The sequence below is a fragment of the Georgenia alba genome, assembly GCF_042665525.1.
GTDB lineage: Bacteria > Actinomycetota > Actinomycetes > Actinomycetales > Actinomycetaceae > Allobogoriella > Allobogoriella alba.
Window position 1 is genome coordinate 412,254 of the sequence record NZ_JBHTCQ010000002.1, and the last position, 24,541, is coordinate 436,794.

24 protein-coding genes are annotated in these 24,541 nt (G+C 72.9%); 16 read left to right on the plus strand and 8 right to left on the minus strand.

The features are described from left to right. Positions 1 to 121: 121 nt before the first annotated feature. From ACFQQL_RS11840 to ACFQQL_RS11865, 6 genes are all read left to right on the plus strand, one after another. Entirely contained in the window at positions 122 to 1,207 is a 1,086-nt protein-coding gene (locus tag ACFQQL_RS11840) for a Gfo/Idh/MocA family protein (protein ID WP_382394571.1), read from the plus strand. Beyond that, entirely contained in the window at positions 1,204 to 2,064 is an 861-nt protein-coding gene (locus ACFQQL_RS11845; RefSeq protein WP_382394573.1) for a hypothetical protein, read from the plus strand. Before ACFQQL_RS11840 ends, ACFQQL_RS11845 begins: the two co-directional genes overlap by 4 nt. A gap of 47 nt (positions 2,065 to 2,111) precedes the next feature. Further along, positions 2,112 to 3,377, plus strand: coding sequence for an ABC transporter substrate-binding protein (locus tag ACFQQL_RS11850; RefSeq protein ID WP_382394575.1), 1,266 nt, complete (start codon positions 2,112 to 2,114; stop codon positions 3,375 to 3,377). A 15-nt stretch (positions 3,378 to 3,392) separates the two neighbouring features. Continuing rightward, positions 3,393 to 4,355 carry a carbohydrate ABC transporter permease gene (locus ACFQQL_RS11855; protein ID WP_382394577.1) on the plus strand — a complete coding sequence of 321 codons (963 nt, stop codon included), beginning with the start codon at positions 3,393 to 3,395 and terminating at the stop codon, positions 4,353 to 4,355. Beyond that, complete coding sequence (locus tag ACFQQL_RS11860; RefSeq protein ID WP_382394579.1) at positions 4,352 to 5,236, plus strand: carbohydrate ABC transporter permease; 885 nt, start codon at positions 4,352 to 4,354, stop codon at positions 5,234 to 5,236. Before ACFQQL_RS11855 ends, ACFQQL_RS11860 begins: the two co-directional genes overlap by 4 nt. Positions 5,237 to 5,378: 142 nt before the next feature. Then, positions 5,379 to 6,989, plus strand: a complete 1,611-nt coding sequence (locus tag ACFQQL_RS11865; protein WP_382394581.1) for a serine/threonine-protein kinase — start codon at positions 5,379 to 5,381, stop codon at positions 6,987 to 6,989. A gap of 23 nt (positions 6,990 to 7,012) precedes the next feature. On the opposite strand, the gene ACFQQL_RS11870 is transcribed toward ACFQQL_RS11865, so the two are convergent. The 3 genes from ACFQQL_RS11870 to ACFQQL_RS11880 all read right to left on the minus strand — a co-directional run bounded on the left by ACFQQL_RS11870 (position 7,013) and on the right by ACFQQL_RS11880 (position 9,979). Further along, positions 7,013 to 8,092, minus strand: a complete 1,080-nt coding sequence (locus tag ACFQQL_RS11870) for a sugar kinase (RefSeq protein WP_382394583.1) — start codon at positions 8,090 to 8,092, stop codon at positions 7,013 to 7,015. After that, positions 8,089 to 8,721, minus strand: coding sequence for a bifunctional 4-hydroxy-2-oxoglutarate aldolase/2-dehydro-3-deoxy-phosphogluconate aldolase (locus ACFQQL_RS11875; RefSeq protein ID WP_382394585.1), 633 nt, complete (start codon positions 8,719 to 8,721; stop codon positions 8,089 to 8,091). Before ACFQQL_RS11875 ends, ACFQQL_RS11870 begins: the two co-directional genes overlap by 4 nt. A gap of 130 nt (positions 8,722 to 8,851) precedes the next feature. After that, positions 8,852 to 9,979: an NDMA-dependent alcohol dehydrogenase gene (locus ACFQQL_RS11880; protein WP_382394587.1), complete on the minus strand. Its 1,128-nt coding sequence runs from the start codon at positions 9,977 to 9,979 to the stop codon at positions 8,852 to 8,854. A gap of 123 nt (positions 9,980 to 10,102) precedes the next feature. Between ACFQQL_RS11880 and ACFQQL_RS11885 the strand changes: the two genes are divergently transcribed. Next, the gene (locus tag ACFQQL_RS11885; protein WP_382394589.1) at positions 10,103 to 11,101 is read left to right on the plus strand and encodes an ABC transporter substrate-binding protein; all 999 of its coding nucleotides are present in this window, start codon (positions 10,103 to 10,105) and stop codon (positions 11,099 to 11,101) included. 7 nt (positions 11,102 to 11,108) lie between these two features. Here ACFQQL_RS11885 and ACFQQL_RS11890 read toward each other — a convergent pair whose 3' ends face one another. Continuing rightward, positions 11,109 to 11,750, minus strand: coding sequence for an MFS transporter (locus tag ACFQQL_RS11890; RefSeq protein ID WP_382394591.1), 642 nt, complete (start codon positions 11,748 to 11,750; stop codon positions 11,109 to 11,111). 198 nt (positions 11,751 to 11,948) lie between these two features. Here ACFQQL_RS11890 and ACFQQL_RS11895 point away from each other — a divergent pair, with 198 nt between their 5' ends. From ACFQQL_RS11895 to ACFQQL_RS11910, 4 genes are read left to right on the plus strand one after another with little or no spacing between them, the layout of a single operon-like run. Beyond that, on the plus strand, positions 11,949 to 13,391 hold the full coding sequence (locus ACFQQL_RS11895) for a PTS ascorbate transporter subunit IIC (protein WP_382394592.1): 1,443 nt from the start codon (positions 11,949 to 11,951) through the stop codon (positions 13,389 to 13,391). After that, entirely contained in the window at positions 13,388 to 13,690 is a 303-nt protein-coding gene (locus tag ACFQQL_RS11900; RefSeq protein WP_382394594.1) for a PTS sugar transporter subunit IIB, read from the plus strand. The genes ACFQQL_RS11895 and ACFQQL_RS11900 overlap by 4 nt, the downstream gene beginning before the upstream one ends. Continuing rightward, a complete protein-coding gene (locus ACFQQL_RS11905; protein WP_382394596.1) occupies positions 13,681 to 14,127 on the plus strand; it encodes a PTS sugar transporter subunit IIA in 447 nt (148 codons plus the stop codon). The genes ACFQQL_RS11900 and ACFQQL_RS11905 overlap by 10 nt, the downstream gene beginning before the upstream one ends. Beyond that, positions 14,120 to 14,827 carry a sugar isomerase domain-containing protein gene (locus tag ACFQQL_RS11910; protein WP_382394598.1) on the plus strand — a complete coding sequence of 236 codons (708 nt, stop codon included), beginning with the start codon at positions 14,120 to 14,122 and terminating at the stop codon, positions 14,825 to 14,827. The genes ACFQQL_RS11905 and ACFQQL_RS11910 overlap by 8 nt, the downstream gene beginning before the upstream one ends. A gap of 39 nt (positions 14,828 to 14,866) precedes the next feature. On the opposite strand, the gene ACFQQL_RS11915 is transcribed toward ACFQQL_RS11910, so the two are convergent. The 3 genes from ACFQQL_RS11915 to ACFQQL_RS11925 form a co-directional block, all read right to left on the minus strand. Further along, complete coding sequence (locus ACFQQL_RS11915; RefSeq protein WP_382394600.1) at positions 14,867 to 16,048, minus strand: hypothetical protein; 1,182 nt, start codon at positions 16,046 to 16,048, stop codon at positions 14,867 to 14,869. 51 nt (positions 16,049 to 16,099) lie between these two features. Further along, positions 16,100 to 16,711, minus strand: coding sequence for a hypothetical protein (locus ACFQQL_RS11920; RefSeq protein ID WP_382394602.1), 612 nt, complete (start codon positions 16,709 to 16,711; stop codon positions 16,100 to 16,102). An 84-nt stretch (positions 16,712 to 16,795) separates the two neighbouring features. Continuing rightward, positions 16,796 to 17,656: a dihydrodipicolinate synthase family protein gene (locus ACFQQL_RS11925; protein ID WP_382394604.1), complete on the minus strand. Its 861-nt coding sequence runs from the start codon at positions 17,654 to 17,656 to the stop codon at positions 16,796 to 16,798. Positions 17,657 to 17,884: 228 nt separating this feature from the next. Here ACFQQL_RS11925 and ACFQQL_RS11930 point away from each other — a divergent pair, with 228 nt between their 5' ends. Beyond that, positions 17,885 to 18,916 carry an Rv2578c family radical SAM protein gene (locus tag ACFQQL_RS11930; RefSeq protein ID WP_382394606.1) on the plus strand — a complete coding sequence of 344 codons (1,032 nt, stop codon included), beginning with the start codon at positions 17,885 to 17,887 and terminating at the stop codon, positions 18,914 to 18,916. A 17-nt stretch (positions 18,917 to 18,933) separates the two neighbouring features. On the opposite strand, the gene ACFQQL_RS11935 is transcribed toward ACFQQL_RS11930, so the two are convergent. Beyond that, complete coding sequence (locus ACFQQL_RS11935; protein ID WP_382394608.1) at positions 18,934 to 19,725, minus strand: NAD-dependent epimerase/dehydratase family protein; 792 nt, start codon at positions 19,723 to 19,725, stop codon at positions 18,934 to 18,936. Positions 19,726 to 19,888: 163 nt separating this feature from the next. On the opposite strand from ACFQQL_RS11935, the gene ACFQQL_RS11940 reads away from it, so the two are divergent. The 4 genes from ACFQQL_RS11940 (at position 19,889) to ACFQQL_RS11955 (ending at position 24,476) form a co-directional block, all read left to right on the plus strand. Further along, complete coding sequence (locus ACFQQL_RS11940; protein WP_382394610.1) at positions 19,889 to 20,860, plus strand: asparaginase; 972 nt, start codon at positions 19,889 to 19,891, stop codon at positions 20,858 to 20,860. 66 nt (positions 20,861 to 20,926) lie between these two features. After that, positions 20,927 to 21,805: a polysaccharide deacetylase family protein gene (locus ACFQQL_RS11945; RefSeq protein WP_382394612.1), complete on the plus strand. Its 879-nt coding sequence runs from the start codon at positions 20,927 to 20,929 to the stop codon at positions 21,803 to 21,805. A gap of 79 nt (positions 21,806 to 21,884) precedes the next feature. Beyond that, positions 21,885 to 23,093, plus strand: a complete 1,209-nt coding sequence (locus ACFQQL_RS11950; RefSeq protein ID WP_382394614.1) for a hypothetical protein — start codon at positions 21,885 to 21,887, stop codon at positions 23,091 to 23,093. Positions 23,094 to 23,309: 216 nt separating this feature from the next. After that, on the plus strand, positions 23,310 to 24,476 hold the full coding sequence (locus ACFQQL_RS11955; protein WP_382394616.1) for a DUF4185 domain-containing protein: 1,167 nt from the start codon (positions 23,310 to 23,312) through the stop codon (positions 24,474 to 24,476). Positions 24,477 to 24,541 lie beyond the last annotated feature (65 nt).

Here is a 24,541-nt window from a genome sequence, read left to right on the forward strand (position 1 = left end):
CCCGGCATTGACCTCTGACGCGAGTCCATCTAGTGTCGCCGGGGCCAAAGGTACCGCCAGCGTAACTATTCGTGTCGGCGGGACACCAGGGGTGAGACGACGCGGTCCTCGAAAGGAACACATGCCATCTCGAAGCGCCAGTGTCGGCGTCGTCGGCGCGGGCGCCGCGACCCAGGCCATCCACCTCCCGACCGTGGCCCGGTTCCCCGAGCTGCAGGTCACGGCGGTCACCGACGTCGACCAGGAGGTCGCCGCGGCCGTCGCCGGACGGGTGGGTGCGACGGCGGTGCCGACCCTGGCGGACATGCTCACCCCCCGCGCTCCCGACGTCGTGGTCATCTGCACGCCCAACGCCTTTCACGCCGAGCAGGTGATGGCCGCCTGCCGCGCCGGCGCCCGAGCCGTGCTGTGCGAGAAGCCGCTCGCCACGTCCCGGCAGGAGGCGGAGGCGGTCGCCGAAGTCTCCCGGGAGACCGGCGTGCCGGTGGTCGTCGGCACCATGCACGCCTACGACCCGGCGTGGCAGGCCGCGACCCGGCGCTGGGCCGAGTCCGGCGCGAGCGCCCACACCGTGCGCATCGCCGCCCACATCCCGCCCAACCCCTCGACCGAGGACCTGGCCACCGAGGTCGCCGGGCGGCCGGCCGCGTCAGCCGGGCGGGCGACGTCGGCGCGCCCGACGCTCGAGGAACGCCTCGCGCGCCTGCGTGGCGGAGTGCTCGGACTGGCGATCCACGACCTCCCGCTCGCCCGGCAGCTGCTCCCGGACGCGAGCCCACGGGTGATCGCCGTGCGGGAACCCGCCCCCGGCGGCTACGTGATCCTCGCCGACGTCGGCGGCCGGCACCTGGAGGTCCTCGGCGGCTCCACGCGGACGTGGCTGCCCGACTGGACGCTCGAGGCGATCGCCGACGACGCCGCGCTCCGCGCCGACTTCGGCCCCTCCTACGTCCACGGCGAGTCCGCCGTCGTCGAGCTGTCCGAGGCCTCGGGGGAGGCCGGCTTCACCGGCAGCCGGCTCGGACCGGCCACCGAGAACGGGTACGTGCGGCTGTGGCGTGCGATCTGCGACATCCTCGACGGCCGCACGGCCCCGCCGGTGCTCGACACCCTGGTGGCGGACCTCGACCTCGCCGTCCAGCTCGCCGACCGGGCCACCGAGGTGCTCGTCTCCCACGAGGCCGCGACGGCGGAGGTGACTGCATGACCGCTGCGCCCATGACCATCAGCCACGACGGCCTCGACGACGAGCAGCAGTCCCGGCTCGTCGCCACCCTCGCCTCCCTGCCCATGACGTTCCGCCCGGCGAAGGCCGGCCGGCCCGGGGACGTCGTCGCGGTCGGGGGACCGGACTGGGCGCTCCGCACCGACCGGGCGGCCGCCGCCGGTGCCCGCGGCATCCTGCTGCTGGACCCCTGGCCGCTCGAGCACCCAGCCCTGCGCGAGGTCGCGGCCGTGCGCCGCCCGGTCGTGGTCGACACCGGGTGGCGTCACAACCCGGCCGTGGACACCGTCCGCGACGGCGTGGCCCGATACCGCAGGCCCGGCGCCCTCCTCGAGGTGCGCTCGGCGGTCCGGCCGGGTGAGGACCTCGTCCGTGCCGCCGTCGGGCCGCTCGACCTCGTGACGGCGGTGGCTGGCGGGCTCGCCGGGCTGGAGGTCCTCCGGCACGACGCGCGCCACCTGGTGCTCGGCGGCGAGCTGGCCGACGGCGGAGACGTCCTCCTCACGGTCCTCACCACCCGCGCACGACCGCGGTCCACGTCGCTCACGGTCGCCGGCGACGACGGTCGCGCGGAGCTGGCGCTGCCGGACCCGGGCACCGCGGCGCCCGGCGTCGCCGCGCTGGTCGGCCCGGCCGGCCGGACGGTTCTCCCGCACGTCTCGGAGTCGGCCCGTCGCGGCGCCCTGCGGTGCCTGGCGGCCGCTGTCGAGACCGACGCCGCACCCGACGATCTCCCGCGCCTCCTGGACGCCGCCGCCCTGCTGGCGGCGGCGATCGAGGAGGGGCGACGCTCCGTCCCCGGAGCACAACCCACCCACGACACGACGGGGGTCCTGTGATGCCACGATCGTCTCCATACAGGCCGGGCGGTGTGAGCCGGCGGACGATGCTGAGAGCCGGTGCGGCGGGCGCCGCGGCCTTGGGCCTGTCCAGCTGCGCTCGCTGGGGGTTCGCGAGCGAGACCCCGCAGCTGAAGTTCTGGAACATGCCCTGGGGCGGCACGACGTTCAACCCGCTTGACCGGCAGATCACCACCGGCTTCGACGGCAGCCCGCCCGCCACGTACCAGGTGATCCAGTGGGCGAACTTCGTCCCGACGTTCACCTCCGCCGTCGCCTCGCGTACCGGGCCGGCCGTCAGCTCGGGGGGCGGCACCCAGGCCTTCCAGTTCGAGGACCAGGGTGCCATCGCCTACGCCGACGACCTCATCGCCGGCTGGGAGTCGAACGGGCTGGCGGAGGACTTCCTCCCGGGCCTGCTCGAGACGATGCGGGTGCCGAACGGCTACGCCGCCGTGCCCTACAACCTCGACATGCGTGTCCTGTGGTACAACCAGCGGCTGCTCGAGGAAGCGGGTGCCGCACCGCCGACCGACTGGCCGTCCTACCTGGAGGCCTGCGCCGCGCTCAAGGAGATGGACGTCTACGGGTACGGCACCGGCACCGGGGCCGGTGCCTTCACGGGCACGCACGCGCTGGTGTGCTGGATGATCAACAACGGCGGCGGGCTGTTCAACGAGAACCAGGAACCGGACTTGGTCACCCCGCAGAACATCGAGGCGATGGAGTTCGTCCTCGAGATGGTCGAGCAGGGCTACGTCGACCCCCGCAGCCCGTCGTACTCGGCCGACAACGTCCAGAGTCAGTGGGAGGCCAGGGCGTTCGGGATGGGCTTCGAGGGCGGAGGCCTGGCGAACAACATCGGCGGCCAGATCAAGGAGGAGCTCGCCGTGCTCTCGCCGCTGACCTCGCCGTCGGGCGAGAAGGGCGCCCTGTTCTTCCCGAACAACATCATGATGTACACCGACACCCCGAGCCAGGCGGCCTCGGAGGAGTTCGTCACCTACTACTACGAGAACATGGCGCCGCTGTGGACCGAGCAGACGGGCATCGGGCTGCCGCCGCTGACGTCGATCACCCAGACCGACGGGTTCCGGGCCGATCAGAACGCCGTGAAGATCATCGAGGAGTGGCAACCCATCGCCCGCACCTGGGCGGCGCCGGGCGGTGACGCCCTCTTCGTCGGGGTGACCGCCGCCGACGGCACGCCCGCGATGACCTCGTTCGCCCAGACGATCCTGAGCGGCCGGACCGATGCCGAGTCGGCGCTGACGCAGTTCCAGCGCGACCTCGAATCGACGCTCATCTCCTAGATCGGGGACCTGAACATGACGCAACGATCGCTGAAGGAAGGCCTCGACCGCGCCCAGCGCGGGGTCGCTGTCGCGGGACCCGGCAGGCCCGGCAGGCCGCGTGAGCGGCGCCAGGCCGGCCCGAGCGGGCGCACGCTGCTGGCGTTCGCCACGCCGGCCATCGTCCTGCTGCTCCTCATCAACCTCTACCCGCTCATCTACGCCGCCCTGCAGAGCGTGCGCAGCGGCACCCTCATCGACACGGGCGACTTCGTCGGCCTGACCAACTACGGCAACGTGCTGTCCGACCCGAGGTTCTGGGACAGCGCGGTCTTCACCGTGGTCTTCGTGCTCGTCGGCGTCTTCGGCAGCTGGGCGATCGGGCTCGGGCTGGCGCTGCTGCTGCGCTCGCACATCCCCGGCGGGGTGCTGTTCAAGGTGCTGCTGCTCCTGCCGTGGGTGGTGCCCGTCGTCGTCTCGGCGACGGCGTGGAACTGGCTGGTGGCCACTCCCCAGAGCCCGATCCCGGTCATCGCCTCGGCCATCGGGCTGGGGAACGTCAACTTCCTCGCCGACCCGACCCTGGCGCAGATCACGGTCTGCGTCTTCAAGGTCTGGATCAGCTTCCCGTTCATGATGATGATGATGTCCGCCGCGCTGGCGTCGGTGGACAAGAACGTCTACGAGGCGGCGAAGATGGACGGCGCCAGCCGCTGGCGCGAGCTCACCCAGATCACGTTGCCGCTGATCTCGAAGACGACCTACGTCAGCTGGGTGCTGATGACGATCTTCTGCGTCAACGACTTCCCGACCATCTATCTGCTCACCGGCGGCGGACCGGTCGACGCCACCAGCACGCTGGTCGTCCTCGCCTACCGCACCGTGTTCCAGGAGTTCGACACCGGCACCGGCGTCTCGATCGCGTTCCTCATGACCGCGGTCCTCATCGTCGTCTCGGTCGTCCTGTACCGCCGCATCAGGAAGGTGAACGTCGCATGAGCACCACGGACACGCTCCTGACGACGAGTGAGAAGGCACCCTCCCGGGGCGGAGGCACGCCCGTGAGCCAGCGGGAGCTGCGCGGCAGGTGGTGGCGCTTCGCGCTCATCACCGCGGTCACCGCCGTCGTGCTCGTGCCGATCGGGGCCGTCGTCGTCCTGTCGTTGCGTCCGTCGCTGGGCAGCGAGTCGGACGCCTCGGTGACGCTGGAGAACTTCGCGATCATCTTCCGGGACACCAACGTGCGGCTCTGGCTGGAGAACAGCCTCATGGTCAGCGCGGTGACGGTCGTGATCTCGCTGATGGTGGCGGCCCCGGCTGGCTACGTGCTCTCCCGCGGGCGGCACAGGCTCGTCTCGGGCTTCGCGCTCGTGCTGTTCATCGTGCAGTCGTTGCCGCTGGTGACGGCGGTGATCCCGCTGTTCATCCTGTTCGCCCGGCTCGGCCTGGTCGACAACCTCAGCGGCGTGACGATCGTGTTCGTCGGCATGACGATGTCGGTGGCGATCTGGATGATGGCGGCCTACTACGACTCGATCCCCATCAGCCTCGAGGAGGCCGCCTGGATCGACGGGTGCACGGTGCTGGGCAGCTTCGTGCGCGTGGTGCTGCGCAACTCGCTGCCGGGTGTGCTGTCGACGGCGATCTTCTCGTTCCTGCTGTCGTGGAACGACTACCTCGTGGCCCTGGTGTTCCTGCGATCCGACTTCGTCTACACGCTGCCGGTGGGCCTGCAGTCGTTCTTCCAGCAGAACGCGACGAGCTGGGGCCTCGTCATGGCGATCGCGGTCATCATGATGCTGCCGCCGGTCCTGCTGTTCGCGCTGCTGAACAGGTACTTCAGCATCGGCGGAATCGGCGGGTCGCTGGCGGGCCAGTGACGCGTCAGTGACGGCCCGGGTCGTGGGCGCGCGGGGCTACCGGCCCGTGGCGCCCACGGCCCGGCCGTGTCGTCAGGGGTGAGGCGACTGGCGGCCGGTCCGGCGACGTGACGGGCGCGTCGGTGCCGTCATGATGGTGGGCATGACGTCGGACCTGCTTCTCGGCCGCTACGAGCTGGGCCGCCTGCTCGGCAGGGGCGGCATGGCCGAGGTCTGGGAGGCGCGCGACACCCGGTTGGGTCGGCGCGTGGCGGTCAAGACCGTGAACCTCGCGGCCGCCCACGACCCGACACTCGGCGAGCGGCTCCAGCGTGAGGCCCGGGCCGTCGCGAGCCTCAAGCACACCGACATCGTCACCGTCTACGACGCCGGCCTCGAGGACGATACGGCCTACCTCGTCATGGAGCTCGTGGACGGGACCGACCTGGCGACGACCCTCCGCGAGGGCCCACTCCCGCCCGGCGAGGCGGCGCGCGTCGGAGCCCGGGTCGCGGGTGCGCTCGCGGCCGCACACGGCGCCGGGGTGGTCCACCGGGACGTCAAGCCCGGCAACGTGCTGCTGCACGGCGACGACGTCACTGTCGTCGACTTCGGCATCGCCGTGGCCACGCAGGCCGCCGGGGCGACGCTGACCGCGCCGGGCACCGTGATCGGCACGGCCGACTACATGGCGCCCGAGCAGGCCGAGGGTGGCGAGGTCACGGCGGCCACCGACGTCTACGCGCTGGGCTGCCTCGTCACCGCCATGACCGTGGGCCGGCCCCCGTTCGCCGGTGACCACCCGATGCAGGTCGTGCGCCAGCACCTCGACGCCACCGCGCCGCGGCTGAGCGCCGCGATGCCCGACGTCCCGCGCGAGCTGGACGACGTGGTGGCGCGGATGCTGGCCAAGGACCCGACCGCGCGGCCGAGCCTCGAGGAGGTGCGGCGCACACTGGAGCGCGTGGCCACCGACGCCTCGGGGGTCGGGGCGACGGCAGCGGTCGGGACGCCCGACGCCGAGGCCACCGCTGCGATGGCGTCGGCGTCGACCGCGGCGATGCCGGCGGGCGGCACCACGGCGGTGATGCCGGACGGTACGACGGTGGCGATGCCGGCGGGCGGGACGGCCGTGATGCCGGCGGGCGCCGAGCCACCCACCGAGACATCGAGCGAGGCAGCCGGTCCTCGCCGTCGTTGGTTCCTCGCCGTCGCGGTCGCGGCTGCGCTGCTGGTCGCGGTGATCGCCGTCGCCCAGCTCAGCGGCAACGGTCAGGAGCCGGCGGCCGGCGGCCCGACCGCGGAGGAGACAGCGCCGGATCGGGTCGAGACGACCGAACCCGAGACCGATCCCGAGGCCGCCACGACCCCTCCTCAGGAGGACCCGGGCCCGGAGGGCCCAGGTGGTGAGGGCCCCGGCGGCGGTCCCGGGCGTGCAGGCGAGGGTGGCCCCGGCGGGGGACGCCAGGGCGAGGGCAACGCCGGCCACGGCAACGCCGGACGCGGCAACGCCGGACGCGGCAACGCCGAGGCTCCCGATGACGACATGGGCCAGCTGATCTCCTCGCTCGGACTCGAGCCCGACGTCGAGCGGGACCTACTCAGGAAGTGGGAGGAGGTCCTCAAGGCCGTCGACGAGGGCAAGGAGGACAAGGTCGAGGACCGCACCGAGGACTTCGGTGACCGTGTCGACGAGCTCGAGGGCGAGGGCCGGATCTCCGAGGATCAGGCCGAGGCTCTCCAGGACGGTCTCGACTCCGCGTTCGGCGACTGAGAGGGCCGCTGGAACGAGCGGGATCACGCCCGCTCCCAGGGGTCGGTAGGAACGTCGTCGTCGACTGCGGCGGCGATGTCGGCCCGCCAAGACTCGGCCTTGCGTCGTGGGATCGGTGTGCTTGTCAGCAGGTCGGCGCCACGCACCCACCGCACCGCGTCGCGGGCGTCCGGCAGGCCCTGCGTGTCCCCGAACGCGCCGATGACCCCTGCGGCGAGGTCCGAGCCGAGCTCGGCCGCGGCGCGCGGTGAGGCGCCGGTCAGCCGGGCCGCGAGGTAGCCGCCGAGGAACGCGTCTCCGCCACCGACCGGGTCGACGACGCGCGTGGCCCGGCTCGCTAGGTGCACCGGTGCGCCTTCGGGGCCGGGGTACCAGCAGCCGCGCTCACCGCCCTTGAGGACGACCTCGCCGACGCCGCGGTCGCGGGCTGCGGCGAAGACCGCCGCGGGCTCGGTGGCACCGAGGACCGGCTCGGACTCGTCGTCGCCGAGGACGAGCAGGTCGGTGCGGGGCAGGATTTCCCCGAGCGTGGCGACCACGGCGTCGAGGTCGCCGAAGCCGGGGCGGAGGTTCACGTCGACGACGACGCTCGTGCCGTGGTCCGCGGCGCGTGCGGCCAGTGCGGTGACGAGATCGCGCGGTCCCGCGCCGAGCGCGGCGGTCAGCCCGGAGAGCACGACGGCGCGCGGCGGCTCGTCCCAGACCCGGGCCGCGTCCGTCGTCGTCATCGCCGAGGCGGCCGAGCCGGACCGGTAGTACGTGACCCGGCGGGCGCCGTCGGGTGGCACCTCGCGCAGCAGCAGCCCAGTGGGGCGGCCGGGGTCGGTCGCGACGAGCGCGTCGTCGATGTGGAGGTCGGCCATGGCGCGGCGGATGCGATCGGCGGGGGAGTCCGCGCCGAGCCGGGTGAGCAGCGCGGCGCGGCCGCCGAGCCGCGCGACGGCGGCGCACAGGTTGTACTCGGCGCCGGCGACGTCGACCAGCATCGTCTCGGCGTCCGCGACGGTCCGCGGGGGCGTGGCCTGCAGCAGGAGCATGACCTCGCCGACCCCGACGACGTCGAGACGCTCCCCGAGGGATCGGGGCTCAGGTGGCCAGCTCATCGGGCCGTGAGCCCGGCGGACCATGCGGCCTGCAGGGCGCTCGCCCGGTCGGTGAGCACGTCCCAGTGAGCGGCAGCGACGGTGCCCTCGTCCACCAAGGCGCTGCCGACGCCGACGCCCACGCAGCCGAGCGCGGCGTAGGCCCGTGCATTCTCGGCGTTCACGCCACCGGTGGGGACGAGCGGGACGTCCGGCAACGGCGCCTGGACGGCCTTGACGTACGCCGGTCCGCCGAGCGCGTCGGCCGGGAAGACCTTCACCGCTGCCGCACCCTGCTGCCATGCGGCGTCGATCTCGGTGGGGCTCAGGGCGCCCGGGACGATCGGCACGCCGGCGTCGCGGGCCACCGCGAGCACGCCGGAGACGGTGGTCGGGGTGACCAGGAACTGGGCACCGGAGTCGATCGCGCGGCGGGCGTGGTCGGGGGTGCGCACGGTGCCGACCCCGACGAGCGCGCCGCCGTCGTCGCGCCACCGCCCGATCGCCTCCAGCGCCCCCGGCGTGTCGATGGTGACCTCGACGGCACCGACACCGCCGGCGACCAGCGCCCTGGCGATCTCGTCCACGGCGCGCTCGCGGCGCAGCCGGACGATCGCGATGATCCCGGACGGCGCACCCGTCTCAGGCATGGGGACCTGCTCCTTCGTCGTCCTGACCTGGCAGCTGCGACCCTATCCGGCGCCAGGCGGGAACCTGGAGCGGGCGTCGTCCCTGCTCCGCGTTTCGGCGAACGTGGATTCGCGCAGCGGTCAGGCGAGCTCAGTCGAAGACGATCCCGCCGCGCACGTTCCGGCCCTCGAGCAGGTCCTGGTACCCGGCGGCCAGCTCCTCCAGCCGATAGGTGCGGCTGATGAGCTCGTCGAGCTTGAGGTGCCCGGCCTGGTAGAGCTGCAGCTGGCGCGGGATGTCGGCGCGCGGGTTGGCCGCCCCGTAGATGGCGCCCTGGATGCGCTTCTGGAAGCGGGTCAGCTCCAACGGCCCGACCGGGATGGAGTCCTCGCTGGCCGGCGCGATGCCGGTGATCACCACCACGCCGCCCTTGCCGATCGCGGCGACCGCCTCCGCCACGTGTGCGCCGGTCACCACGCCGACCGTCACCAGCGCCCGGTCGGCGCCCTGCCCGTTCGTGACCGAGCGGGCGTACTCGGCCGCCTCGTCCATGGTGGCGAACGCGTGCGTCGCGCCGACCTCGAGCGCCTTCTCGCGCTTCAGCTGGACCGGGTCGACGGCGATGACCGCCACCGCGCCGGCGTGCCGGGCGCCCTGGACCGCGTTGATCCCGATCCCGCCGATCCCCATGACGACGACGACGTCGCCCGGCCGGGTCTCCGCGGCGTACACCGCCGTGCCCCAGCCCGTCCCGACTCCACACCCGAGCAGCCACAGCGTCTCCAGCGGCGCGTCGTCGGGCAGCTTGACCGCCGAGTCCACGGAGACGACCGTGCGCTCGGCGAAGGTGCCCAGCGCGCAGAACTGCCCGACCGGTGTGCCGTCCTCGAGCTGGAATCGGTAGCTGTCGAGGTCGTCGAACCGGCTGCCGCGCAGCAGGTAGGCGCCGAGGTTGCACAGGTTGGTCATGCCCTCGTTGCAGTACCGGCAGCGCCCGCAGCTCGGGATGAAGGAGAAGACGACCTTCTCGCCCACGCTCCACCCGGGCGTCCCCGGGCCGACCTCCTCGATGATCCCGGTGCCCTCGTGGCCGCCGACCATCGGCAGGTGGCTCGGGACGGAGTCGCCGGTGACCAGGTGGTAGTCCGAGTGGCACAGCCCGGCTGCCACCATCTTCACGCGGATCTCGCCCTGGCGGGGGTCGTCGAGGCCGAGCTCGACGAGCTCGAAGTCTCCGGGGGTCTCGCGGATGATCGCGGCGCGTGTGGTGGTCGGCATGGCGGACGAGCGTAGGGCGGGCACGCCCGTCCGCGGCGGCCGCTTTCCGCCCAGTGGCAGAGCGTCTTCCGGAGTGCCGCGGCGCGGGGCACGATCGGCGCGACCTGGCGACGGAGGCAGCTCATGGGAACACGTCCGCACCGGACGACGATCGGCATGATCGGCGTCGCGACCGCGCTGTGCCTCGCTGCGTGCGGCGGGGCGACGGGAGCCGGCGAGGATCCGTCCGGCGGCGGGGAGGAGGCGGCCGGCGGGCTCACGCCCGTCACGATCGGCGCGATCCCGACGGCGGACGCCGCGGTGATCGAGCTCGGTGACCGGCAGGGGTTCTTCGAGGAGGAGGGCCTGGAGCTGACCATCGACCAAGGGGCCAGCGGTGCCGCCGTCGTGCCGGCGGTGGTCAGTGGCGAGTACCAGGCCGGGTTCAGCGCCACGCTGTCGGTGTTCCAGGGTGCCGAGCAGGGCCTGCCACTGGCGATGATCGCGGTGGCCAACGCCTCCTGGGGCGACCCGGACCGCGGCCAGAACGACATCATCGTCAACCCCGGCCAGTTCGAGACCGCGGCCGACCTCGAGGGCGAGTCGGTGGCGGTGAACTCACTCGGCGGCTACGCGGAGCTGCTCGGCCGGGCATCGGTCGAGGCCGCCGGCGGTGACCCGGACGCGGTCGAGTTCGTCGAGCTCCCGCTCCCGGACCAGGTACAGGCGCTGGAGACCGGCAACGTCTCGGCGTTCGTGGCGGGGGAGCCGTTCGGCACCATGGCGCTCGAGCAGGGCATGGTCTCCCTCGCCAACACCCACTGGGACCTCTCGCCCGAGCCATTCGTCATGGGCGCGTGGTTCATCAACCGGGAGGCGGCGGAGGCTGACCCGGAGCTCTACGGCGCCCTGCAGCGTGCGGTGGAGCGGTCGCTCTCGCACGCCGCCGCGCACGAGGAGGAGCTGCGCGAGCTCACGCCGGACTTCACCGGCATCTCACCGGAGGTGGCCGCGGTGACGCCGCTGAGCAACTTCGACGCCGAGCTCACCGCCGAGGGGCTCGCGCCGATCGCGGATGCGGCCCGCCGGTACGGGATGGTGGGCTCCGAGGTGGACCTGGAGTCGCTGATCTGGAGGCCGTGAGCGGCCCTCACGCCCGACGGCGCGCCGAGACCGCCTCGTAGTACTCGGTCGACTCCCGGTTCCACAGCAGCACGAGGATCGAGACGGCGAGCAGCAGCCGCAGCACCCCGAACGCGAGCTGGGCGGGCAGGGCCGTCTGCTGGCCGATGCTGAACAGGAAGCCCACCACCGCCAGACCGCCGAAGACCGTCGCCACGACCCTGGCCCAGGACCGGCCCTGACCGTTCTTGACCGCCATCCACACCCACAGCAGGACGGCGATGAGCGGCACGGCGACCGAGACCGTGAACACGAAGTCCGCCATCTGCCCCGCGAGCCCCGGCGCGCCCTGCTCGGTGGCCACCTGCTCCGCCATCTGGCGCTGCGCGTCACGCGTGGTGCTCGCCGCGATCGTGTCGAAGAGCGACATGACGGCGCCGACGTACATGAGGATGACGGCGAGCCGCAGCGGCCGCGGCCGCTCGAGTGCCGCGGGCCCGTCCTCGCCGGGCCCCGCCCCTCCGGGTCCTGCGGGCCCGGACGCGTCCGGTCCGCCGCCCGGCCCGTCCTGCGCGCCGTACCGCGGCGGACCCTCGGGGGGCAGGCGCTGGCCGAACCGGGGCGGCTCCGGCTCGCCGGGCTGACGCTGCGGGTCGTTCGGGTCCGACATGGCTCTCCTCGGTCACGGCGGCGTGGGGCACCAGTCTGCCGAAGATCGTGGCCGAGCGGCAGTACGGTTGCCGCCGACGTCGCAGGTCATGGCGCTCCCGGCCGGTGCGACGCGCCTCACCCGGCCGCGTTGACCGGCACCGCCGGCGGGGATACGTTCCGGACGGTCGGCAACCGTCCCCGCGCGCAGGAGCTACCCATGGAGATCGTGCAGAGCGTCCTCGCCGGCATCGCCAACAACATCTTCAACCAGGTGCCGATCCTCATCGGGATCATCGCGCTGGTCGGACTGCTGCTGCAGCGCAAGCCGAGCGAGACGGTGGTGGGCGGCACGCTGCGGGCGGTCGTCGGCGTCGTCATCCTGACGATCGGCGTGGAGATCTTCACCGGTGGGCTGTCCGCGTTCCAGGCCATCGTGGCCTCCGCCGTCGGGCTGGACCCGCCCACCTCGAACAGCACGCTCAACGACTTCCTCGCCGGCGCGGGCTCCGCGGTCCCGCTCATCATCGCCGTCGGGTTCGCGGTGCACCTGATCCTCGTGCGCGTCTTCCCCGCGGCCCGCTACGTCTACCTCACCGGCCACCTGATGTTCTGGATGAGCATCGTCATCGCTGCCTCGCTGGTGGAGGTGTTCGACGGGCTGCCGCGCACCACGCTGATCCTGGCCGGCGCCGTCATCATCGGCTGCTACTGGACGCTGCAGCCGCTGTGGGTGGCCCCGCTCATGCGACGCCTGATGGGGCACGACCAGTTCGGACTCGGGCACACGACCTCCACCGTGGCGCTGCTGGCCGGCTACGGCTCGCGGGCGCTGCGGCTCGGCGACGCCGCCGAGCACGACTCGGAGAAGCTGAAGCTGCCGCGCCAGCTCAGCTTCTTCAAGGACATCAACGTCTCCACGGCGCTCGTGGTGACCGCGATCATCCTGGCGGCCATCGCCTTCGCCGACCCGGCCGTCGTGGAGGAGCAGATGGCGGGCTCGGAGCTGTTGCCGTGGGCGTGGGGTCTGACCCAGGCGTTGCGGTTCGCCGCGGGCATCGCGATCCTGCTGTTCGGGGTGCGGATGTTCCTCGCGGAGATCGTCCCGGCGTTCAAGGGCATCTCGGACAAGGTGCTGCCCGGCACCCGGCCCGCGCTGGACATCCCGGTGACCTTCCCGAAGGCCCCCACCGCGGTGATGATCGGCTTCCTCTCCTCGACCGTGGTGTTCCTCATCCTCATGGGGGTCTTCGCCGCAGCAGGCTGGTTCGTCCTCGTGCCGCCGATGATCATGCTGTTCTTCGGCGGCGGGTCCGGCGGCGTCTTCGGCAACGCGGTCGCCGGCTGGCGCGGCGCGATCTTCGGCGGCGTGGTCAACGGCGTGCTGCTCGCGTTCGGGCAGTGGATCGGGTGGGGGCTGTACGGCGACACCGCCCCGGAGATCGCGACGCTCGCCGACCCCGACTGGTACGCCGTCGGGTGGCTGCTGCTCGTCCTGGCCCAGGCGCTCGCTCCGCTCGGCGCGGCGGGCGCGACCTGGGTGGTCGCCGCCGCGGTCCTGCTCGCCACGGTCGTGATCCTGCTGGTGCTCTCGCGCAGAATGACTCCCGACGACGCCTCCGCGGAGGCCGTCACCCCGAACAGGACGGAGGACGCCGCATGACGGACCGCCCCGACCCGCTGAAGGTGCTCGCCGTGTGCGGGCTGGGGATGGGCACCTCGCTCATCCTGCGCATGACCACCGAGACCGTCCTGCAGCGGCTCGGGATCCCGGCGCAGGTGGAGAACAACGACATCTCCTACGCCCGGTCCGCCGACGCCGACGTGATCGTCGGGCAGGGCATGCACACCTCCGAGCTCGACGGCGCCGCTCCGGTCACGGTCACGGTCGAGGACTTCGTCGACGACGCGGCGCTCGAGGCCCGGCTCAGGCCGGCGCTGGAGGAGCAGGGGTGGCTGTGACGCCCGGCAGCGTCCCGGTCCGCGCCGTGCTCGACGTCGACGCCCCGGACTGGCGGGCGGCGGTACGCGCCGGTGCCGAGCTCCTGGTCGAGCTCGGCACCGCAGACGAGGCGTACGTGGCGGCCTGCGTGCGGTCGGTCGAGGAGAACGGCCCCTACATCGTGCTGACGCCGGGCGTGGCCCTGGCACACGCGCAGGCACCGGACGGCACGACGACGGAGGGCCTGGCGGCCGCCCGGCTCGCCGAGCCCGTGGCGTTCGGGCACCCCAGCAACGACCCCGTGGACGTCGTGCTCGCCTTCTCCTCGGGCGGCTCCCACATGGCGATGATCAAGGCCCTGGGGACCGCGCTGTCCGGTGGGCTGGCGGACATGCTCCGCGGTGTCGGCGACGCGCGGGCCGCCGAGGAGCTGCTGGCCGGAGGGGTCCGTGTCTGATGCGCTCCGGGCGTACACCGCCGCAGCCCTCACCCACCTGCAGGACGTGGTCGCGGCCAACGCGGCGGCACTGACCGAGGCGGCCGGCCTGGTGCTCGCCGCGTGGCGCGCGGACCAGCTGGTGTACTCCCTCGGCTCCGGGCACTCGACCTCCGGCGTCGTGGAGACCTTCTACCGCGCGGGCGGCCTGCCGTTCGTCCGGCCGCTGTGGCACCCCGACCTGCTGCCGCTGAACGGTGCCGGCGCCTCGACCGAGGCCGAGCGCCGCACCGGTCTGGGCGGGGAGCTCGTGACCGACGTGGCCGAGGGGGACGTGCTCGTGGTGTTCTCCAGCTCGGGGATCAACCCGGTGCCCGTCGAGGCGGCGCTGGCCGCCCGTGACGCCGGTGCATCCGTGGTGGCGGTGACCTCGCGTGCGGCGTCCGACGCCGGACCGTCCCGGGCCGGGACACGGCTGTACGAGGTCGCCGACGTCGTGCTGGACACGCGCGTCCCGCCCGGGGACGTCACCTGGCCCGCGGCGGACCCCCGCACCGCGCCGCAGTCCTCGCTGGCGAACGCGCTGCTGTGGAACGCCGTGCTGGTGCTGTGCGCCGACGCCGAGCCGGCCGTGCCGTTCTGGCGCAGCGCCAACGTGGGCGAGGGCCCCAGCAACGAGACGCTGCTGCACCGGTACGGGACGCGAGTGCCCGAGCTGTAGGGAGCCTCCGGCCTCGGGCTGCGTGAGTCGCGGCGGAGGTCAGACCCGGGGTGAGCCGGCTGCCCGGTAGTAGCCGAGCGCCTCGGCGAGCTGCGCGATGCGCGGGTCCTGCGGGTCGAGCGGCCCGAAGGCCGCGATGTTCGCGAGCGCCTCGCGGTGGGTGTCCAGCGGGTGGTCGTCGTACACGGTCATGAGCCAGACGAACGCCTCGCTCGCCTCCGCCCAGTGCGGCGGCATGACGCGTACGGTCCCGCGCTCGGGCGCGGCCGGGTCGCTCAGCGCGCGGTGCACCTGCGCGGCCGTGCTGTCACGCCCGGCCTCCGGCCCTCGGTAGCCCCCGCCGGCCTCCGCGAGGCCGGCCGCCAGCGCCAGCACCATGACCGACTCGACCGGCTGGTCGGCGGGCGGGACGGGCCACCCGTCGGGGCCGGGCCCGACCGCCTGAGGATCGCCGAGCTCGGGTGCCTCCAGCTCGGGAGCGACCGGCGCGGGCGTGCCCGGCGCGGGCACGCCCGGCGGAGCTGCGTCCGGTGCCCCACCGGTCGAGGCACCGGCCATCTGCGGCGCGGCCTGGGGTGGAGCCGTGCGGGACGTCACGACGGACTGCCAGTCCGCCTCGCCGAGCATCAGCGCGGCCGCCTCGGCGGGGGAGACCTCCCCGGTCTCGACGGCGCGGCGCAGCTCCTCGCGTCCGGCCCAGAAGTCGTGCCGGAACTGCTGGGCGGGCCCGCGCATCCGCTGGGACACCTCCCACAGCCACAACCCGATGCCGATCGGCAGCAGACCGGGCACCACGAACCCGAGCAGCCCGGCGCCGAACGCGATCGGGAACGCGCCGAGCATGGCCTGCGGGCCGGTGAGGTCCGTCGTTGACGCGCTGCCGGCGATCACCGCGTAGACGATCAGCCACACGAGGAACCCGCCGGTGAGGATCCCGGTGCCGTAGCACCGCACGAGGCTCTTCTGCTTGCGGTCCCGCGGCGGTCGCTCCTCAGGGACCGCAGGCAGCGGTTGACCGGCCTCGAGGACCCGGACGTCGCTCTCCACGATCGACGTGGCCCAACCGAGGAGCTTGTCCTGGTACCTCCTGGCCACCCACTCCCCGAGGAAGCCGCCGACGATCGCCGAGGTGAGGGTCGTCGAGACCCAGCTGGGCACCTGCTGGATGACCCCGAAGCCGTACCGTGGACCGCCCGGCCCCGAGAAGGGCATGAAGCTCATGACGGGCAAGTGTGCACCACGGCATGGTCTCGGTCACCGGGTGGGCATGGGCTAGCCCCGCTCGCCGGCTGGTCTTGCCCGCGCACGGACGTACGCGGAGGAGGCCGGCAGCCACAGCAGCACGACCGCGGCCAGGCCCACGCCGACGTATGCCAGCCAGGGCAGGAGCCCCGGCAACATCTGCGGGTCGTCGAACCCCGGGGGCATCACGCCGGCGTAGGCGTCGGCGATGGCGTGACTGACGGCCAGCATGTTGCCGAGGTTGAACGCCGCGAGGACGGTCGCGACGACCCGTGCCCAGCGCCGGCCTCGCCGGTTCGTGATCGCCATGACGAGCCAGACGCTGGCGACGCCGAGGATGGCGATGGCGACAACCGTGGCCAGCATGCCGACGACCAGGCCGCTCCCGGGTAGCCCGCTCGTGCCGGCCTCGTCCTGGAGCGTGAGGTCCCGGCCGGCACGCACTCCGCCGGTGAGGACGAGGATCGCGACCGCGACGGTGACGGCGGCTCCGAGGTACATGAGGGCGACGGCGGCCCGGACGGTGCCCGGGCGGCGTGGCGTGACGAGGGCCGGTGCGGGTCGCGGGTCGGGCGTGACGTGGCCAGGGTCCGTCGGGACTGCTGCGTACGGATCGCCGACGCCTTGCTGCCGGTCCGGCATCTCGGTCCCCCTCGTCGCGACGGTGTGACGGACCTCAGTCTGCCGGGGTCGGCCGCACCGCGTGAGGGGCTGTGGACAACCCGCTCAGGGATGCTCCGCGACCGCGGCGGCGATCAGGTCCTGCACGTCCTTCGTGACCGTCGGCATGGCCATCCGGTGCCCCCAGACGGCGCCGTCGCGTGCGGACATGGCGGCCTTGAGACGCGAGATGCTGGCACCCACCAGGGGCAGCATCTCCTCGATGACCGCCTGGGCGGCGCGCGCCTCCTCGTCGTCTCCGTCGTCCAGCGCCGTGGCGAGCCGGGCGTACGTCGCGGGGAACGCCGCCGACAGCGCGGCGATCACCCCGGCACCGTCCTCCTCGACGACGGCCGGCAGCGTTCCGCCGTCGCCCGAGTACAGCTCCTGGTCCTGCTGGAGCGCCGGGGCGTACTCGCCGCGGCGCGCGCTCGCGCGTCCGGACAGCTTCACCCCCGCCACGCCGGGCAGGGCCATGATCTCGGCGAAGACCTCGGGGTCCAGGTCGGAGCCGGTGCGCTCCGGGAAGAGATAGGCGTACAGACGCACCTCGGGGAACGCCGTCGTCACCGCGCGGTAGTGGTCCACGATCGATGCGCCGTCGCCCTGCAGGTAGTAGGGCGTGACGAGGGCGAGCCGGTTGAGGCCGGTCTCGACGGTGGCCTCGGCGAGCCGGAGCACCTGGTGCGTGCTGCCGTGCCCGACGTGCGCGATGACCCGTTCCCGGCCGAGCGTCTCGCGCGCGGCGCGGAAGAGCGCGAGGCGCTCCGGGTCGTCGAGCGAGACGAACTCGCCGGTGGTGCCGGCGACCAGCACGCCGGCCACGTGAGGCTCGATCCGCTGCAGCGCCGCGTCGAAGGTGGAGAGGTCAACCTCGCCGTCGACGGCGAAGGGGGTGGGGATGGCGGTGACGACCTGCGCGGGCACGGGACTCCTGTCGGCCGGTGGTTGGGGGCGGTTGCGAGCCTGCCACGGGTCGGGTGCCCGGACCACCGGGATTCGGCGCGGGGGACTCGCTCGTGCACCTGCTCGGACGAAAGCGCGTCGTCGTGGTCCCGGGTCCGCGCCGGCCCACGTCTCTCGCGTGCCGACCGCTCGGGCGGACACGGTGCGTCAGCCGTGGACATCGGATCGAATACATGTTCGAATGCTGCTGTGCGATGGGAAGCCCAGCGGATCGACGGGACGGACCCGCAGGCGCTGCTGCCCCTCAAGGGGCTGGTCCGCAGTGTCCGGACGCCCGAGTTCGACGGCGTCACGTTCCACGAGGTGCTCTGCAAGAGCGCGCTCAACCGCATCCCGGCTCGATCCAGCATGCCGTTCACGTGGACCATCAACCCCACGCGGGGATGCCTCCATGCCTGCTCCTACTGCTTTGCGCGGAAGACGCACGAGTACCTGGACCTGGACTCCGGTGCGGACTTCGACACGCAGATCATCGTCAAGACGAACGTCGTCGACGTCCTGCGGCGCGAGCTGGCCAGGCCGTCGTGGCAGCGCGAGCACGTGGCCCTCGGCACCAACTCGGACCCGTACATGCGGGCGGAGGGGCGCTACCGGCTCATGCCGGGGATCATCCAGGCGCTCGCGGACTCCGGGACGCCGTTCTCGATCCTCACCAAGGGCCCGCTGCTGAAGCGGGACCTGCCGCTGCTCGTGGAGGCGGCGAAACAGGTGCCGGTCTCGATCGCGGTCTCGATCGCCCTGCTGGACCCCGATCTGCAGCAGCGTCTCGAGCCGGGCACGCCTGACCCGCGGGCCCGGCTGAACCTGGTCCGCGCCATCACCGACGCCGGGCTGGGCTGCAACGTGCTGGCGATGCCCGTCCTGCCCTGGCTGACCGACTCCGAGGAGCAGCTCGACGCGCTGCATGCCGCGCTGGCCGAGGCGGGCGCCGGCGACGTCACGACAGGTGCCCTGCACCTGCGGCCGGGGGCGCGCGAGTGGTTCATGGCCTGGCTGGCGCGGGAGTACCCGCAGCTCGTGCCGCGGTACCGGCGGATCTACGGGCGCGGCTCGTACGCCTCGAAGGAGTACCGGACGTGGCTCGGGGAGCGGGCCGGCCGGATCCGCCGTCGGCACGGCTTCGACCGGCGCGCCGAGCGCATGTGGCGTGAGCGTGATGCCGCCTCGACGCCGCAGGAGTCGCCCCCGTCCGTGGAGCCCGCCCAGCCGGCGCTGTTCTGACCGTCGCCTCGTGCCCGTCAGTCCGGCGTCTGCTCCACCATGCCGTGCCCGAGCACGTCGGGGCCGTCGTAGGTCTCGACGGCGTCCACGTACGCCTCGCCGTCGTCCTGCGGCTCGTACCCGAGGCCCCGGGCCGTGGACAGGTCCCACCAGGCTCGGGTGTTCGCCGAGATGCCGTAGGCCACCACGTGGCCCTCGACGGGACCGGCCAGGGCCGCCTGGACCAGGCGGACCGCGTCGCCCGGGCTCAGCCAGATGCCCAGGTCGAAGGTCGACGCGGGCCGGTCCGCGCACAGCCCGATCCGGAGCGAGACGACTTCGAGCCCGTACTTGTCGGCGTACAGGCTGCCCAGGGCCTCCATCGCCGCCTTGGAGACGCCGTAGAAGGAGTCGGGCCGTACGGGCCGGTCCGTCCGCGCCACCTCGTCCGTGGGGTAGAACCCGACGGCGTGGTTCGAGCTGGCGAGCACCACCCGCCGTACGCCGGCCTGCCGTGCCGCCTCGAGCACGCGATAGGTGCCGTCGATGTTGGTGCGGCGGATCCGGCTCCAGACGTCCTCGCTGGGGATCCCGGCCAGGTGGACGACCGCGTCGGCGCCCGTCATCGCCTCGCGCAGCACGTCGGAGGACTCCTCGAGGCTCACGTCCGCGGTGAACGCCTCCTCCTCCGGCCGGCCGTCCTCGACCGGTGTGACGTCGAGCAGCCGGAGTCGCCATCCGCGCTCGGCGAGGCCGCCGTCGACCGCTCGCAGGTACTGCCCGATCCGCCCCGATGCCCCGCTGACCACCACGGTCCCCGTTGCGCTCACCGCGCCTCCTCGCTCCGTTCCTGCTCTGCGGGACCAGGGTGGCGAAGGAGGGGCAGTGGCGCACGGCGAGCGGCGAGACGCCTGCCCGGACCCGCGCCCGACGCTCCGGTCCGCCGTGGCGCCGGTTCGCGCCGGCGCCGTCGCGTGAGCACACTGGGGCCACATGAGCCGCGTCGTCGTGATCGCCACCGGAGGAACCATCGCCTCGGCAGGTCGAGGGGATGACGGCGCCGTCGCCATGCACAACGCCTCGGACCTGCTGACCGGCGCCCCGGTGGACGACGTCGAGGTGATCGGCCGCGACCTGTTCACCATCGGCTCGTTCCTGCTGCGCCACCACGAGCTGCGCCTGCTCGCCGAGGCCGTGACCGAGGAGCTCCGCCGTGACGGCGTCGACGGCGTGGTCGTCACCCACGGCACCGACACGATGGAGGAGAGCGCCTACCTCCTCAGCCTCGTCGGTGACGGCGAGAAGCCGGTCGTGCTGACCGGCGCGCAACGGACCGCCGACCAGCCCGACACCGACGGTCCCCGTAACCTCCGGGACGCGATCGCCGTCGCCGCGTCGCCGCACACCCGGGGCTGCGGCGCCCTCATCGTCTTCGCCGGCGGGATCTACGACCCCGCCCGGACCCGGAAGCACCACACCATCGCGACCGGCCCGTTCCGCACGGGCGACGGCGGACCCGTCGGGACCGTCCGCGACGGGCACGTCTCGCTGACCGCACGCCCCGTCCGCCCGGCACCGCTGCCCGTGCCCGGCCCGAGGTTCGACGAGACGCGCGTCGACGTCGTCACCGTCCACCCCGGCGCCGACGCGGCACTCGCCCGGGCGGCCGTGGAGGCGGGCGCCCGCGGCGTCGTGCTCGCCGGGACCGGGGTGGGCAACGGCAACCACGCACTGCTGGACTGGACGCGCGAGGCCGTCCCGAGCGGCACGGTCGTCGGCCTGTCCACCCGGGTGCCCGAGGGCCCGGTCGTGCCGATCTACGGCAACGGCGGCGGCGTGGACCTCGTGGCCGCGGGCGCGTTGGTGCTCGGCGGCGTGCCGCTGTTCCACAGCCGTCTGCTGCTCGCGCTGCTGCTGTCGACCGGAGAGGACGTCACCCAGGAGGTGGTGGACCGCTACCTCTGACGGGCGGCTCCCGACTCCGGGGGGCGCCGGCGCACCGCAAGGCACCGACCGAGACGGAGGACCATCGTGGCCAAGGACATCTTCGTGGCGTTCGGCATCGACGTCGACGCCGTGGGCGGCTGGCTGGGCTCGTACGGCGGGGAGGACTCGCCCGACGACATCTCGCGCGGACTCTTCGCCGGAGAGGTCGGCGTGCCCCGGCTGAACACCCTGCTGGAGCGGTACGGCCTCCCGGCCACCTGGTTCTGGCCGGGCCACTCGATCGAGACCTTCCCCGAGCAGTTCGAGCAGGTGGTCGCCGCCGGCCACGAGATCGGCGTGCACGGCTACAGCCACGAGAACCCGATCGCGATGAGCCGGGAGCAGGAGTCGGCCATCCTCGACCACTGCATCGGCCTCATCGAGAGCCGGACCGGCCGCCGGCCGACCGGCTACGTGGCGCCGTGGTGGGAGTTCTCGCGGGTGACCAACGAGCTGCTGCTCGAGCGTGGCATCACCTACGACCACTCGCTCATGCACCGGGACTTCGAGCCCTACTACGTCCGCGTGGGGGACACGTGGTCGAAGATCGACTACGACAAGCCGGCCGAGGAGTGGATGAAGCCGCTGGTCCGGGGCGAGGAGACGGACCTCGTCGAGATCCCGGCGAGCTGGTACCTCGACGACCTGCCGCCCATGATGTTCATCAAGACCAGTCCGAACAGCCACGGCTTCGTCAACCCGCGCGACATCGAGCAGATGTGGCGCGACCAGTTCGACTGGGTCTACCGCGAGTGCGAGTACGCGGTCTTCACGATGACCGTCCACCCGGACGTCTCCGGCCGCCCGCAGGTGCTGCTCATGCTCGAGCGGCTCATCGAGCACATCAGCGGCCACGAGGGCGTGCGGTGGTCGACGTTCGACGCCATCGCGCAGGACTTCAAGGCGCGCCGACCGCGCGACTGAGCGGACCATCCGGAGGAGTTCACACCGGGTTCGGGAGGCGTTGTCCGGCCGTTCGCCCGTGCGCACAACCATCGTCCGCATGAGACGACACGGACGTAGGAGACGACCCGCGACCGCCCTGCTGACCGCCGCCATGGTCGCCGGGACGGGCGTGCCCGCCCTCGGAGCACCGGCCGCCGCGCACCCCGGCCACGGGACGCCGGGCGGCCCGCACGGTCACGACCTGCCGGCCCACATCGACGGCGGAGCCTGGGACGCCGGCCACGTGCAGGGCATCGCGGTCGACCGTCGCCGCGGGTACGTGTACTACTCGTTCACCACGATGCTGGTGAAGACGGACCTGGCGGGGAACGTCGTCGGGACGGTGACGGGCCTGACCGGTCACCTCGGCGACCTCGACCTCAACCCGCGCGACGGACGGGTGTACGGCTCGCTGGAGTACAAGGACGCCGAGGCGTTCTACATCGCCGTCATCGACGTGGACGAGGTCGACGAGATCGGCATGGACGCCGAGACCTCGGGCGTGCTCACCACGGTGCACCTCCAGGAGGTCGTGGACGACTTCACGGCCGACATGGACGGCGACGGCGTCTTCGACGGCGACGTGGCCGACACCGCCGACCACCGGTACGGGTGCAGTGGGATCGACGGCGTCTCCTTCGGGCCCGCCTTCGGCCATCGGCACGGCCGGCAGCACGGCCGGCAGCTGCTGTCGGTCGCCTACGGGGTGTACTCCAACACCGAACGGTCGGACAACGACCACCAGGTGATCCTGCAGTACGACGTCAGCCGGTGGCGTCACCTCGAGCGCCCGCTCAGCGAGGCGGAGCCGCACCGCTCCGGCCCGCGCGAGCCGGCCGGCAAGTACTTCGTCCGCACGGGGAACACCAGGTACGGCGTGCAGAACCTCGAGTACGACCCGTACACCGGCAACTGGCTGCTCGGGGTCTACCGGGGCGAGAAGCCGCAGTTCCCGAACCACTCGCTGTACATCGTCGACGGCGCCGCGCCACCGGTCCGCGGACCGGTCGTCGGCCAGCCGGAGCCGGAGGAGGGCATGCTGCTCTCGTTGGTCGAGGACGGCCGGCTGCACGAGCCGTCCGGCGTGCGAGGCTGGGAGTTCACCGCCGACGTCGGCATCGAGTCCTTCGGCGACGGCACCTACTACGTGGCCCGCCAGTCCGACGTCGTCGTCGACGGCCGGTCGCTCGAGGCGGCGGACCTGTACCTGCACCGGTGGACCGGCGAGGTACCGACGCCGTTCGAGCAGGTCGGCGGCACCCGGTAGCGCGACCGGCCGGCCGTCGGCACCGCTGCGGAACGCCGCAGTCCGACCGGGGAGGCCGTTGTCGCGCCCCCCGTCTGGTGGTTAGATCTGTCGGGTGCCAAGGGGTCATGCGGACGTCGCGTCGGCCGCGCCGACGACCCCGGGCGTGGGTCTCGCCGGAGAGGCCCGGAGAGGACTCGAGGTGACGCGCTCCCGACGACGTGCCGAGGTGCCCTCGTGAGGCGCTCGCGCACCGCCGTCGCCCTCGCCGGAGGTGTGCTGGCCGCGCTCCTCGCACCCCTCGCCACGGCCGCGCCCGCCGTCGCCGGACCGCGGCCCGACCCCGGCCGGGAGTGCACGCTCACCCACGCGACGATCTCCGCGACCGCCCGGCCGCACGCGCCCCTCACCGACCTCTTCACCACGTACGCCGACGCCGGCGCCGGCTGGACGGGCGCCGACTCCACCTACTCCGTCCCGCTGCGCGACGGCAGGCTGGTCTGGATCTTCTCGGACACCTTCCTCGGCCCCGTCGCCGAGGACGGCTCACGCCCCGAGGACACCCCGTTCCTCAACAACTCGCTCCTGGTCCAGGACTGGGGCCACCTCCGCACCGTCACCGGTGGCACGCGGCAGGAGCCCACGAGCCTCGTCGGGCCCACCGACGACGCCGACTGGCACTGGTTCGGCGCCGGCCTGCCCACCCCGTCCGGCGACCTGCAGGTGGGCGTGCTCGGCTTCGACCGCCTCGGCGAGGGCCAGTGGGACTGGGAGTGGAGCCACAACTCGCTGGCCACGATCGACACCGAGACCTGGGACGTCACCGACCTCGCCCCGCTGCCGTCCGAGGCCGGTGTGCAGTGGGCGTCCTGGTACGCGCGCACCGGTCCCGGCGGGACCGTCTACGTCTACGGGGTGGAGGACCTCGGCGAGGAGAAGTACCTGCACGTGGCCAAGGTGCTCGGCGGCGACCTGACCGACCCCGACACGTGGCGCTACTGGGACGGCACCGGGTGGACGCGTCAGGAGACCGGCTCCGCCCGGGTGCTGCCCGACGTCGCCAACGAGTACAGCGTGACGCCGTACCGCGACGGGTACCTGCTGATCACGCAGGACACCTCCGAGCCGTTCAGCCCCGCGGTCGAGGCCTACGTCGCCTGCTCGCCGCAGGGCCCGTTCCGCCACGCGACGACCCTGTTCGACATGCCCGAGGTGGGACCGGAGGGCAGCTACGGCAACCCGAACGTCATCGGGTACAACGCGCACGAGCACCCCGAGCTGCGCTCCGAGGACACCCTGACCGTCACCTACAACGTCAACTCGCTCCAGAACACCGACCTGTACGACGACGTGAGCATCTACCGGCCACGGTTCGTCGAGGTCACGCTCGACGTCGAGCCCTGAGACCCGACACACCGGACAGCCATACCCGACCCGACCCCCTCACACTGATCCACCCGACCGCCCAC

Bases quoted from the DNA above. Each gene is read 5' to 3' on its own strand.
- ACFQQL_RS11840 (WP_382394571.1), top strand. From the start codon at position 122: ATGCCATCTCGAAGCGCCAGTGTCGGCGTCGTCGGCGCGGGCGCCGCG.
- ACFQQL_RS11845 (WP_382394573.1), top strand. From the start codon at position 1,204: ATGACCGCTGCGCCCATGACCATCAGCCACGACGGCCTCGACGACGAG.
- ACFQQL_RS11850 (WP_382394575.1), top strand. From the start codon at position 2,112: ATGCTGAGAGCCGGTGCGGCGGGCGCCGCGGCCTTGGGCCTGTCCAGC.
- ACFQQL_RS11855 (WP_382394577.1), top strand. From the start codon at position 3,393: ATGACGCAACGATCGCTGAAGGAAGGCCTCGACCGCGCCCAGCGCGGG.
- ACFQQL_RS11860 (WP_382394579.1), top strand. From the start codon at position 4,352: ATGAGCACCACGGACACGCTCCTGACGACGAGTGAGAAGGCACCCTCC.
- ACFQQL_RS11865 (WP_382394581.1), top strand. From the start codon at position 5,379: ATGACGTCGGACCTGCTTCTCGGCCGCTACGAGCTGGGCCGCCTGCTC.
- ACFQQL_RS11870 (WP_382394583.1), bottom strand. From the start codon at position 8,092: ATGAGCTGGCCACCTGAGCCCCGATCCCTCGGGGAGCGTCTCGACGTC.
- ACFQQL_RS11875 (WP_382394585.1), bottom strand. From the start codon at position 8,721: ATGCCTGAGACGGGTGCGCCGTCCGGGATCATCGCGATCGTCCGGCTG.
- ACFQQL_RS11880 (WP_382394587.1), bottom strand. From the start codon at position 9,979: ATGCCGACCACCACACGCGCCGCGATCATCCGCGAGACCCCCGGAGAC.
- ACFQQL_RS11885 (WP_382394589.1), top strand. From the start codon at position 10,103: ATGGGAACACGTCCGCACCGGACGACGATCGGCATGATCGGCGTCGCG.
- ACFQQL_RS11890 (WP_382394591.1), bottom strand. From the start codon at position 11,750: ATGTCGGACCCGAACGACCCGCAGCGTCAGCCCGGCGAGCCGGAGCCG.
- ACFQQL_RS11895 (WP_382394592.1), top strand. From the start codon at position 11,949: ATGGAGATCGTGCAGAGCGTCCTCGCCGGCATCGCCAACAACATCTTC.
- ACFQQL_RS11900 (WP_382394594.1), top strand. From the start codon at position 13,388: ATGACGGACCGCCCCGACCCGCTGAAGGTGCTCGCCGTGTGCGGGCTG.
- ACFQQL_RS11915 (WP_382394600.1), bottom strand. From the start codon at position 16,048: ATGAGCTTCATGCCCTTCTCGGGGCCGGGCGGTCCACGGTACGGCTTC.
- ACFQQL_RS11920 (WP_382394602.1), bottom strand. From the start codon at position 16,711: ATGCCGGACCGGCAGCAAGGCGTCGGCGATCCGTACGCAGCAGTCCCG.
- ACFQQL_RS11940 (WP_382394610.1), top strand. From the start codon at position 19,889: ATGAGCCGCGTCGTCGTGATCGCCACCGGAGGAACCATCGCCTCGGCA.
- ACFQQL_RS11950 (WP_382394614.1), top strand. From the start codon at position 21,885: ATGAGACGACACGGACGTAGGAGACGACCCGCGACCGCCCTGCTGACC.